The following is a 12567-nucleotide window of genomic DNA, read 5'->3' on the forward strand; positions in this document are numbered from 1 at the left end:
TCTCCGTTTTTAAGATGAGGGCACGCCGCAACTATTTGGCTTATCCAAACGATTTATTGAACCACCAAAACCTTCCCATTAGCTGGGTAGGTTCGGTGGTTTTTTGGGTTTAGGTAGTGAGGTTTTAGCATCGCCCGCAGCCTTGTTTTCAGGGTTGCTGTTATCGCTTTCAGGATGGGCAGTCGTCTCATTACCCTCAGTAAAGGCGTTATGCGCTTTATCATATTGAATATCACTACTATAAGGAACGCTATTGAGCTCCTCATCTATCAGCCCATCATCGAGTTCAATGGTTTTTTTGGTACTGATATGATTGGTAGTACTGTGTGTTTCCCGGCTTTTTAGCGCAGCGTCAGTGTCAGCATTTGAGATGTTATTATCGTAATCTATGTCTGTGATAGCCTGTTCATTTTGCATGCTTTTTTGCTTGGATTTAGGTAGGATTTTTACATCAGACAAACGGCGCACGACATAATTATTGGGAATAGTTTGCCCCCCTTTATGAGCGCTGGTATCGTCAAAAATCATATGTCCTTGGCTGTCGATACGAGCATACTTCATTGGCTTATCACGTGGCCAGAAAAAGTCTGAAGGATGGGTAAGCATATGGCTGAAAAGCTGCTTGGTTAAACGACTCCACTCCATGAATTTGACTTCTTTAGAGCGCAGTGCCACAAATAATGCGAGCGAAAAGCTGACCATGAGGTTCACCATGCCAATAAGGGCAACGCCTAAAATAGAAATAAACACAATCTGCCAATCCCACTGGTTGGCAGATATATTAAACAGTCCATGCGCCAAATTCGCCGAGGCAAACGCAATGTGGCGAATATCAATCGGTAAGCCAAATAAATAGCCAATTGTTGCAGTACTACCTAAGAACACCCCGAACAAGAAATTGCCCATAATGGCGCCAAGGTTGGCTTCTATAAAACCGCCTAAACGCTGTAACCAAGTTTTTGGTAGTAGGTATTGAAGTAGTTTGTGGCGCTGAATACGGGCACCGATTTGGTTGTAGACTGCCAAGTTATCGTAGTAACCAGCAATAAGACCAGATAAAAATAAATAAACGCCAGCAATGGCCGCGTGGGGCAATGCCAGTGAGTGAAAGGGGTCAAGATCATGCAGTAAGTGTGCAGCCTTGTCGGTATTGATCATCGGCGCACCAGTATATTGTAGCCATGCAAAAGAGATAATCAGAGCGACTGGTATTGCTAGCATGATATTGCCCATAATCGCCACAAACTGGGTACGTAAAATATCGACCACCAATTCTGATAGCTTATTTAACTGGTGTGACTTTTTGCCAGAACCGTCCGAGATAGTAGAGGCAATTGCCGCCGCCGTCATAGCAGGCTGTTTGGTAGCAACCGTACCATGAACGATATGGATAAAAACAAAACCCAATCCATAAATCATACTATTTACAAAGGCGCGTCCCATCGGTGCGAGGGCTAGGTTATAGGCTAATATCTTAAGCGTTGCCATAAAAGCAATAATAAAACCACCGATAGAGGCTTTCTTGAACATTTTTTGGTAGCCCGATTTATCGGTACTAATATAATGTTCACCCACACGGCTGGCATTTTCAGTGACTTTGCGCGACAGCAGCTTGGTATTATTATCAATTAAGTATCCAATACTATAACGGCGGCTCGCAGTAGTAATCAGTGCTTGAATCAACTCAATGAGCGCCTGATCGCGCTTATCATAATTATCTGCTACCAGTTCAGTTAAGATGCGCATACGCTGCAAGCTTTGGTCTAAACGCAGCATCATGTTGGTCAGGCGAATAGAGATTCCCGTTTTATAAATGCGCTTGCGTATGGTGGCAACGATATCTTCGCATTGTTCAATCATGACCAATAACGGCGCAGGATCTACCGCTTTTTCGGGCGTGATATCCGTTAAAGTATCAAGCTCATGCGCTTCTCGATACTGATTGACGTATAAGACTGCCTCTTGATTTTGTGCCACAAATGACGCTGAATAATTCAGCATTTGCGGATAGAATTCCATCAAATCTGGATGCAAGCCAATACCGCTGATACGATATGACAAAATGATAATCGCGTTCAAGATACTGTTTTTTGCTGTCGCAACTAAGTTTAAATGCTGCTCATCGACTTTGAGTAGCTCAACCAGTTCATCCCATTTGTCTTTTTTAATATTGGCAAGCCAGCGCTCATCAGAGCGTTTATCAAATAAATAACCGACCAATTCTACGACAGAATCTTCTTGTGGCAATAGCGGTAAAAAACGGTGTCCGATAAGGCGACGTAGACTATTAAAAAAGCCCTGATCCGACATGATGCCGGTATCGGTATATAAAGCAATTTGGCGATATTCAATAATCAGTTTCAAGACGAAACTTGACAGTCCATCTGCATATTCTGGATGTTGACGTAAAATGTCAATCAGCTCTTGAATGTTTTGATTGGCTAATGTGGGCTCTTTATCACTCACTCGTAGCTCATCGATTAAGCGCTTGAGTACCGCAGGATCTGGCACATCACTTAAGGCTGTAATCTGTTGTAAAATGTGTTTTATTTCTGACACATTGCATCCCTTGTGGTGGTTATTTCAGTCATTGTTATTATTGAGTATGAGCAAAGATATAAGCGCTTTGAATGGCTATATTGGTTATCAATGTCGCGATATCTACCACTATTGATGGTTAGGTTTCTAATTTGCAGCTCACTAATTTGGAAGTCATTGGTTCAGAGCTTATTGGTTTCGGCATTAAAGATATTTGTAGCAATCTTAATGTTGTGACTTTGCGTTATTTTAATCGTAACAATGCCTGAGCGGTTAATTATTTTGTTAGCAGTTATTTTGTGGCGCTCATTATATCGATTGTGGAAACCATCACTGTGATGATATTTTTGGCAAAAAAAGGGACAGTAACGTGACTGTCCCCTTATCGTAGTGCGGTATGGCTTACTTTATTATAAAAGTAAGAAATTAGCTAGCAGGTACATCAAAGTAGCTAAGATCAAAGTTCATCATTGGATCACTACCAGCTTGAACCATTTGTGCATGAGCATCAATGCGTGGCAAAATACGCCCGACGAAATAATCGGCAAGCTTGGCTTTATTGGTATAAAACTCACCTTCTTTACCGTTAGCGGCTTCTACCATCAACGCAAACATATACGAATAAGCGAGGTAACCAAAGGCATGCATGTAGTCAACGGCACAGCCATTGACTTCGTTTTTACGCTCGCTAATGTTGCTAAGCACAGTGTTTGTCAATGCTTCAATCGTGTCGGCAGCATCTAGCGTTGCTTGTTTGATGCCATGATCCGCTTGCATGTTATTGACGAAATCACGAATTTCACCTAAGAAATGGGTAACGTATTTGCCGTTATTTTTCGCCACTTTACGACCTAGTAGATCGAGTGCTTGAATACCGTTGGTACCTTCATAAATCTGCGCAATACGGGTATCACGAACGATTTGCTCCATACCCCATTCGCGGATGTAGCCATGGCCACCGAATACTTGCTGGCAATCAATGGTGGCTTCTAATGCTTTATCAGTCAAGAACGCTTTAGCCACTGGCGTCAATAGAGCAACACGTGCGGCAGCAGCTTGCGCAGCCTCTGGATCAGTACTAAATTTCTCTTCATCAAGATTTTTAGCCACGTACATCGCAAAGCAACGTGAGGCTTCGGTATTGGCTTTGGCATTTAATAGCATACGGCGCACATCGGCATGATGAATGATGGCATCGGCTGGTTTTTCTGGACTTTGTAGCTGAGTATCGCTACGACCTTGACCACGGTCATTGGCATATAACGCCGCATTCTGATAAGCAAGCTCAGAACCACCAAGGCCTTGCAGACCCATAGTGACACGCTCATAGTTCATCATAATGAACATTGATGACAGACCCGTGTTTTCGGCACCAACCATCCAGCCTTTAGCGCTGTCAAAGTTCATGACACAAGTGGCTGAGGCTTTGATACCCATTTTATGCTCGATAGAGCCGACTGCTAGGGTGTTACGCTCGCCTAAGCTGCCATCTGCATTGACCAAAAATTTTGGTACGACAAATAGTGAAATACCTTTTGAGCCTTCTGGCGCGTTAGGGGTTTTTGCCAATACCAAATGAATGATATTTTCGGTTAAGTCATGCTCGCCGCCAGTGATAAAGATTTTGGTACCAGAGATATCATAGCTACCGTCATCATTAGGGATAGCTTTTGTTTTGATGATACCTAAGTCAGTACCAGCATGTGGCTCTGTCAAGCACATGGTGCCCGCCCACTCGCCGTTGTACATTTTTTCTAGGTAAGTTTGCTTTTGTTCTTCAGACGCCGCTGCGTTTAGGCAAAGCGTTGCACCAACGGTTAGGTTTGGATATAGCGCAAATGATTGGTTGGCAGTGAATACCATCTCTTCAGTCAGCATAGTCACCATTTTTGGGAAACCTTGACCACCGTATTCAGCGTTACCGCTTAAGCCAACCCAGCCTGATTCAGCATACTGTTTATACGCTTCTTTAAATCCAGTAGGAGTCGTGACGACGCCATTACCTTCAAAGGTTGCGCCTTCTTCATCGCCGCTGCGGTTGATTGGCAAGAGAATGTTTTTTGACAGTTTTGCCATTTCTTCCAAAATCATATCGACGGTTTCCATGTCGACATGAGCTAAGTTTTCGTTGTTTTGCCAAAATTTAGGCGCGTTAAATACATCATTTAAGATAAAGCGCATGTCATTCAGAGGGGCATTATAAACAGCCATAAACATTCCTTTGGTTCAAATAAATAAAATTAAAGTTGTTAAAGATATCAATTGTTCTTTTGGTCTAACCTTAGCGGTTAATAATCAAAGTTTAGCAAATAAGCTTGCGCACGGGTGTGTTTCTTCGTGAATTGTGCGTACACCAAAAGTATTGATAAAGGATAGCCTTTATAAAAATAAGAATAGGTTTTTACAAAAGGTTAGGTTTTTTGACAGTGTTGACTCTACTCGTTATTAATTTTAATAGCGCTAAGAAAATCGGCAACACACCTGAGTATGTTGCCGATAAAAATACAGTATTAGCAGTATTTAACGTCTAATTAAAAAGCGAACTGATCAACGTCCATGCTCATGTATGGTTCAACACCAGTGCTGATACGCTGTACGTGAGTGGTGGTACGTGGCAATAGCTTAGCAAAGTAGAACTGCGCGGTTTTTACTTTCGCGTCGTAGAAGGCTTGTTCGCTAGTACCGTTAGCAAGTTCAGTTTGTGCTACTAATGCCATGCGTGCCCATAAGTAGGCTAGCGTTACATAACCGCTGAAATACATGTAATCAACCGCAGCGCCGCCAACTGCATCTGGGTTTTCAGTGGCTTGCATGCCGATGCGTGCAGTCAAATCACCCCATTCTTTAAGGTGTTTGGCAAGTGGGCGAATAAACTGACCCATCTCGTCGTTTTCTTTATTTTCTTCACAGAATGTCTGAATGATTTTAACAAAGTTTGCAAGCAGTTTGCCTTGTGAGCCCAATACTTTACGACCTAGTAGATCGAGTGCTTGGATTTCAGTAGTACCTTCGTATAAGCAAGCAATACGCGTATCACGCACGTTTTGCTCCATGCCCCATTCGCTGATAAAGCCATGACCACCATAAACCTGTACGCCATGGTTAGCCGCTTCTAGACCCGTTTCAGTCAAGAAAGCTTTAGCAATAGGTGTCAATAGTGACAACATTTGATCAGCAAATTTAAGCGCATCGCCTTCGCCTTTTGCGACGGTATCGGCAAAATGTGAGAGGTAATAGACTAAAGCACGACCACCTTCAGCAAAGGCTTTTTCAGTCAACAGCATGTTACGAACCGCTGGATGAACGATGATAGGGTCAGCTGCTTTTTCAGGGGCTTTAACACCAGATAATGAACGCATCGCTAGACGATCTTTGGCATAAGTCAATGAGCCTTGGAACGCATATTCTGCTGCGGTTAAACCTTGCACTGCGGTACCAATACGCGCCACGTTCATAAAGGTAAACATGCATTGTAGACCACGGTTTTCAGGGCCAATCAGATAACCCGTTGCGCCATCAAAGTTCATCACGCAAGTGGCTGAGGCTTTGATACCCATTTTGTGTTCGATAGAGCCACAAACGACGTTATTGTTTTCACCTAGGCTACCATCTTCGTTGACCGTTACCTTAGGAACGATAAACAGTGAGATGCCTTTTGTGCCAGCAGGCGCGCCTGGTAGACGAGCCAAGACAATGTGAATGATATTGTCCGTTAAGTCATGCTCACCCGCTGAAATGAAGATTTTTTGACCAGTGATGCTATAGCTGCCATCTTCTTTAGGCTCAGCTTTGGTACGGATAATACCCAGATCAGAACCTGCATGTGCTTCAGTCAAGCACATGGTGCCTGACCATTCACCGCTGATCATTTTTTCTAAATATATGTCTTTTTGCTCATCCGTACCGTGATGCTCGATGGTTTGAATGGCACCATGCGATAAACCAGGGTACATAGAGAATGACCAGTTAGCCGTACCAACCATTTCATTAATGACGGTCGATAATGAAAACGGCATGTTTTGACCACCGAAGTCTTCTTCAGCAGATAAGGCTGGAAAACCAAGCTCACAATACGCTTTGTATGCTTCTTTAAAGCCCTTTGGCGTAGTGACTTGACCATTGTTAAACTGGCAGCCTTCAGCGTCACCACTTTGATTCAATGGTGATAGCTCATTTTCAGCAAAGCTTGCCGCCATTTCAAACAGGCTGTCCATTAGCTCGCGATCCGCTTCTTGGAATGCTGGCAGGGTTTTATAATGGCTTTCGCTGTCGAGTAACTCATGCATCACGAATTGAATGTCACGTAAGGGCGCTTTGTATTGCATAACTTCCTGTCCTTTTGAGAATATAACCAATCATCATCAAGGGTAGGCACATGACTGCACTGTTATTTAGTGCACAAGTCCAGCCCATATTAATCTAACGAGCCCATATAATTGCTAGGCAATAATGCAGATTGACGATGTTGTCGGCTATATAAAATAGTATTGAAAAGAATGGCGATGGTCAGAGTAAGCTTGAAACTTAATAAGCTCTAACAAATTCACTATAAAAGATAGGCTTTCAGAGGGGATTATACAAGTTTGGTGACAGCACTGATAAGTCATGAACCTATCTTGCATCGGTTATACAATCGACGTTAGGCGTTAAGAGGACATGCGAATAAGCATATGAAAATACTAATGATACTGGATAAATAAACATCCGTTAAAGGGGGTTTATTTGGCGGCGTACTGCTGAATCAACATCTCAGTCGCAGCCTCTGCTGGCACTGGTTTGCCAAACCAATAGCCTTGACCCTGTTGACAGCCCATTTTTAGCAACACATCGCGCTGTTGTTCGGTTTCGATGCCTTCGGCGACTACCTGCATATCAAGTGCCATTGCCAAGTCTAAAATAGCTTTTACAATGGCATGTTGGGTACGATCGGTGTCGATGTTGGATATAAAACTTTTGTCAATTTTAATAAAATCAAACGGATATTCTTGTAAGTAACTCAAAGAGGCATAACCGGTGCCAAAGTCATCCAACGCCAAACAAATTCCCAGCTCTTTGAGCAAATTAAGCTGTTTTTTGACATTTGCATGACGCTGAATTAACGATGATTCAGTGACTTCAATATGTAGCTGATGCGCAGAAATACGGTGTTGCACCAGTAAACTGCTCACCATCTCAGAAAACTCAGGGAGGCTAAATTCGGCAGCATCTGCATTGATACAGATATGTTGACAAAATCCTTGCTGTTGCCAAGTCGATAACTGCTTAGCAATTTGAACCGCCATGTGCGAGAACAGCTCAAACGACAGTTTATGAGTGATAATGGCATTGATAAAATGTATCGGCTTTAGCAGCCCGCGAGTCGGGTGTTGCCAACGTACCAGCGCTTCAAAACCAATAATGATGCCCGTAGCCAGCTCAAACTTTGGTTGATAATAAGGAACAAACTGATTTTCAGTGGTAGCGGCTCTAAGTTCCGCCTCTAACTGCAAGCTACCCGCAGTGGCTTCGTCAATGGCCGTATCATACCAGCAAATGTCATCACCACCTTGCTGCTTGACATAATGCAGCGCTTTTTCAGCCTTGGTCAATAATCCTGTCACTTCGTCGTCGTTAGTGGGAAAGTAACTGACCCCGACGGAAATATGACAATAAATCTTGGCGTCTGTCGCAGTGTTTTCATCTAAGGAGAAGGGGCGTTCACACATTTGCATTAAGCTGTCTAGCTGATGACGTACCATATTAGCGTCATTGGATTCGAATAATAACGCAAAATCATCGCCGCCAAAATGAGAAAAACACTGTAAATTATCGAGCTTGAGGTTCTTCAGGCGTGTGACAAAGTTTTTTACCAAGGTGTTGATGCCGTCAGGGCCAAGCAAGCTTGCTAGATTGCGATAACGGTCAATATTGAAGCGCACAATTACGACTTCCTGATAGCTGTCCAACAATAGGTCGCTGGTCTGACTCAAGAAAACTTTACGGTTTGGTAACCCAGTCAATTGATCATAATTGAGCAAATGCGCCACTTGCTTTTGATCCTTGACGACCGAGGACATATCACGCACCATACCGATATAGTAAGTCTTATGATTGACACAGATTTTGCGATAAGTCATGTGACAGTCAAGTGTTTGTCCATAACGGTTCAGCATCGAAAAGTCGTTTTCATAAAAACCATTGCAGTCTAAATGGTCAGTGATATCTGCTAAAACGGCCCTTTCCTCATCTGATAAAAATTCTGCTGCATAAACACCAAGTGGTCTGCCAAGCAAAAATGACTCACTGTAGCCAATGATAATCTCATAACTGGCATTGACCGATAGATAGCGTAAATGGGCATCCAAGATGAATATTGCATCATCAAGCTGCTCACATAACTCGGCCAGCAGTTGCTGCTTGTCTGCGATGGAAATAGGGGCGAAAGCAGTCATAGTTGGACTCATCATATCGAAATAGAGCAGCAGTTAGGATTACGCATATGGTATTTACTCATAATAGCTCAAAGCATGCAGAGTCGCCAACGCCACCACGGGTGCAGTCTCGGTGCGTAAGATTCTTGAGCCAATTTGCCAAGGTTCAAAACCAGCTTTGGCTGCTTGCTGGCATTCATCAACACTCAGACCACCTTCAGGGCCTATTAGCAGCTCAATATAAGGAGATTGTTGCGTTAAGACTGTTGGTAGCGACTTAGGCGTTGCTGGTTGTCCTGCAGCTGGTACGCTCAATTGCAGACGCAAATCTGCTGGTTGTTGTAATATTTGATAATAAGGGTCTTGGCTAAGGGTTGTGACAATAGTACTGGTAGTAGGAGGGCGCACGTCCATTTGCGCATCGGAAGAGTGAGTCACTGACTTTTTTAACCAGTCATTTATGGACACAGGCGCAATAATAAGCGGTGGACGGTTAAGACCGCATTGTTCACACGCGGCAATGGCAACTTGCTGCCAATGTGCCAGTTTTTTTTCTACTTGGGCAGGCTTTAGATTGACCTCGCCATGATGGCTACTTAGCAATTGAATAGCAGTGACACCAAGCTCGGTGGATTTTTGAATCGCATAGTCCATGCGTTCACCGCGGCTCATCACTAGACCGATCTTAGTGAAGACAGCGGCACTTCGGTCAGTATCTACATGTGCTAATAATGTCACAGTGGCGTGTTTTTTACTGATGGCTTGTAGCTGCACCTGATACTCGCCGCCAAAGCCATCGAATAATATGCCTTGATCGCCAATATTGGCACGCAATACACGGCACCAATGATGGACGATACTCTCTGTTAATTCGGCACTATCTCCAATAGCCAAGGTGCTAAGTTGAGGATGGAGTGAGCCTCTTTCATCACTGATGTCATTGCTGGTGTCATAAAAAAAACGTCGCACAGTTGCTTAGTCCTATTGTTTGAATAATATTTTCAAATATCTTAGCAGAATATCGTTTGAGAGGGTAAAGGGATTATCTTTAGTAGAATTTGCATTAGTGCAATTCTTATACCAAAAAGACTGGCGCTCCTAGGAACGCCAGTCTTTAAAAAATACATTCGATAAATACGATGAGCAATTAAGCTAAGCCGAGTGCTTCAACCAAGCGCTTGTTTGGCTCAACCTTATTCATGCTATAAAAATGCATGGCAGGTACACCCTCAGCAATTAAGCGCTCGCATAAACGATAGACGACATCAAAACCAAATTCACGAATGGCTTTGCGGTCATCGCCAAAGTCAGACAACTGCTTACGTACATAACGCGGAATATCAGCGCCACAGCTATCGGCAAAGCGTACCAAATTACTTGAGTTAGTAATTGGCATGATACCAGCGATTAAAGGCTGAGCAACCGTATCGATACCACGCTTCTCTAAGGTATCACGCAAATATAAGTAACTATCAGCGTTATAGAAAAACTGAGTAATCGATGCATTAGCACCCGCTTGGTATTTATTGACCAAGTTGTCAACATCAAATGCAAAGCTACGCGCTTGTGGATGCATTTCAGGATACGCTGCGACCTCGATATGGAAATGATCGCCTGAATGTTCACGGATAAACTTAACCAAGTCTAACGCAAACGGCAGCTCGCCCATACCGACTTGACCTGACGGTAAATCACCACGCAGGGCGACTAAGCGCTTGATGCCCAAACCTTTATACAGATCGAGCAATTCAGCGATTTCCGCCTTATCATCACCGATACAAGATATATGCGGCGCAATGTCAGTATCACCGCGTGCGCATAGTGCTTGGACGATATCTAAAGTGCGATTTCGGGTTGAACCACCAGCACCGTAGGTCACTGAAAAATACGCAGGTGATAGCTTATTCAGCTCATCATAAGTACTGAGTAGTTTTTCATGACCTAGCTCGGTTTTGGCAGGGAAAAACTCAAAGGAGAAAGCAGGCTTAGTCACAGTCTGGCTCCTATTAGTATTTATAAGCGTCAGGCTTAAATGGACCTTCGACAGGTACGCCTAAATACTCCGCTTGTTTTTCAGTCAGCTTAGTTAGCGTACCGTTAAAACCAGCAACCATCGCCGCAGCCACTTCTTCGTCTAGCTTTTTCGGTAAGACTTTAACGTATAAGTTATCATTGCGCTTATCTGCTGGCAAGTCAGCGAATTTTTCTTCGAACAGATACATTTGCGCCAATACTTGGTTGGCAAATGAGCCGTCCATTACGCGCGATGGGTGACCGGTTGCATTACCCAAGTTCACTAGACGACCTTCAGCAAGCAGAATCAAATAATCGTTTTCATCGTCTGAGCGGAAGATTTGATGCACTTGTGGCTTAATCTCAACCCAGCGCCAGTTATCACGCATAAACTGCGTGTCGATTTCGGTGTCAAAGTGACCGATATTACAAACGACAGCACCTGGTTTAAGAGCCGCTAGCATATGTCTGTCACAAACATGGTAGTTACCGGTAGTGGTGACAATCATATCTGTATCTTCAAGCAGACGGGTGTTGATGTTTTCTGCGCCGCCAGTGTTATCGCCGTTGATATAAGGTGACAATACTTCAAAGCCGTCCATACAAGCCTGCATAGCACAGATAGGATCGACTTCGGAGACACGGACGATCATGCCTTCTTGACGTAAGCTTTGCGTAGAACCTTTACCTACATCGCCATAACCGATGACTAAGGCGCGGCGACCAGCAAGGAACATATCAGTAGCACGTTTGATAGCGTCGTTTAAGCTATGACGGCAACCGTATTTGTTGTCATTTTTAGACTTAGTAACCGCGTCATTGACGTTGATAGCTGGTACTTTAAGCGTGCCTTTATTTAGCATCTCAACCAAGCGATGGACGCCTGTAGTCGTCTCTTCTGAAATACCATGAATATTATCCAGCAATTCAGCATAATCATTATGAATCAATGCGGTCAAATCACCGCCGTCATCTAAGATTAAGTTAGCATCCCAAAGCTGACCTGATGCTTCACCGCCAACATGGATTTGTTGACGTAAGCACCACTCGTACTCTTCTTCGGTTTCGCCTTTCCAAGCATAAACAGAGATACCCGCAGCAGCAATCGCCGCAGCAGCATGGTCTTGGGTTGAGAAGATGTTACATGATGTCCAGCGTACTTCAGCACCTAGCGCGACGAGTGTTTCGATAAGGACAGCCGTTTGGATGGTCATGTGGATACAGCCAGCGATTTTCGCGCCTTTAAGCGGTTGGTCGGCTTCGTAGCGACGACGCAAACCCATTAGGGCAGGCATTTCAGCTTCGGCTAGCGTGATTTCACGGCGACCGTAATCAGCAAGGCTGATGTCGGCGACTTTATAGTCGGTGAAAGAGGGATCGATCGTATGGGCAGATGGGGTGTTAGACACTGCGTCCATAATATGCTCCTATCAGTGGTAAATGATTGATAAAAAGAATAAAAACGCAGGTGCCGTTGTTTGCGCTGTCAAATGCTCAGATAAAATAATGAGCGCATAACAGTTACCGAGCCTAACATAAGGACTGATTAGCAGGGCTTTAAAGCCTAAATGCACTATCAGATATTATGGCGCAACACCTCTCGGAG

Annotated in this window: 7 protein-coding genes; all 7 read right to left on the reverse strand. The window is 43.8% G+C overall.

The annotated features are described in order from the left end of the window. Positions 1 to 78: 78 nt before the first annotated feature. Entirely contained in the window at positions 79 to 2559 is a 2481-nt protein-coding gene (locus I3252_RS00605; protein WP_238033886.1) for a site-specific recombinase, read from the reverse strand. A gap of 405 nt (positions 2560 to 2964) precedes the next feature. Beyond that, entirely contained in the window at positions 2965 to 4749 is a 1785-nt protein-coding gene (locus I3252_RS00610) for an acyl-CoA dehydrogenase C-terminal domain-containing protein (RefSeq protein WP_201614220.1), read from the reverse strand. A 320-nt stretch (positions 4750 to 5069) separates the two neighbouring features. Beyond that, positions 5070 to 6863, reverse strand: coding sequence for an acyl-CoA dehydrogenase C-terminal domain-containing protein (locus tag I3252_RS00615; RefSeq protein WP_201614221.1), 1794 nt, complete (start codon positions 6861 to 6863; stop codon positions 5070 to 5072). 393 nt (positions 6864 to 7256) lie between these two features. Continuing rightward, positions 7257 to 8969 carry a sensor domain-containing phosphodiesterase gene (locus tag I3252_RS00620; RefSeq protein WP_238033887.1) on the reverse strand — a complete coding sequence of 571 codons (1713 nt, stop codon included), beginning with the start codon at positions 8967 to 8969 and terminating at the stop codon, positions 7257 to 7259. 54 nt (positions 8970 to 9023) lie between these two features. Further along, a complete protein-coding gene (locus I3252_RS00625; protein WP_238033888.1) occupies positions 9024 to 9917 on the reverse strand; it encodes a 16S rRNA (uracil(1498)-N(3))-methyltransferase in 894 nt (297 codons plus the stop codon). A gap of 178 nt (positions 9918 to 10095) precedes the next feature. Further along, a complete protein-coding gene (locus tag I3252_RS00630; protein ID WP_193008082.1) occupies positions 10096 to 10941 on the reverse strand; it encodes a methylenetetrahydrofolate reductase in 846 nt (281 codons plus the stop codon). A 13-nt stretch (positions 10942 to 10954) separates the two neighbouring features. Then, entirely contained in the window at positions 10955 to 12379 is a 1425-nt protein-coding gene (gene ahcY / locus I3252_RS00635; protein WP_238033889.1) for an adenosylhomocysteinase, read from the reverse strand. Positions 12380 to 12567: the final 188 nt, after the last annotated feature.

The sequence above is a fragment of the Psychrobacter sp. Ps4 genome (assembly GCF_022129285.1).
Taxonomy (GTDB): Bacteria; Pseudomonadota; Gammaproteobacteria; order Pseudomonadales; family Moraxellaceae; genus Psychrobacter; species Psychrobacter immobilis_A.

What these genes read in the sequence shown, in the direction of transcription:
- I3252_RS00620 (WP_238033887.1), bottom strand. Translation starts at nt 8,969, where the DNA reads ATGACTGCTTTCGCCCCTATTTCCATCGCAGACAAGCAGCAACTGCTG.
- ahcY (WP_238033889.1), bottom strand. Translation starts at nt 12,379, where the DNA reads ATGGACGCAGTGTCTAACACCCCATCTGCCCATACGATCGATCCCTCT.
- I3252_RS00615 (WP_201614221.1), bottom strand. Translation starts at nt 6,863, where the DNA reads ATGCAATACAAAGCGCCCTTACGTGACATTCAATTCGTGATGCATGAG.
- I3252_RS00610 (WP_201614220.1), bottom strand. Translation starts at nt 4,749, where the DNA reads ATGGCTGTTTATAATGCCCCTCTGAATGACATGCGCTTTATCTTAAAT.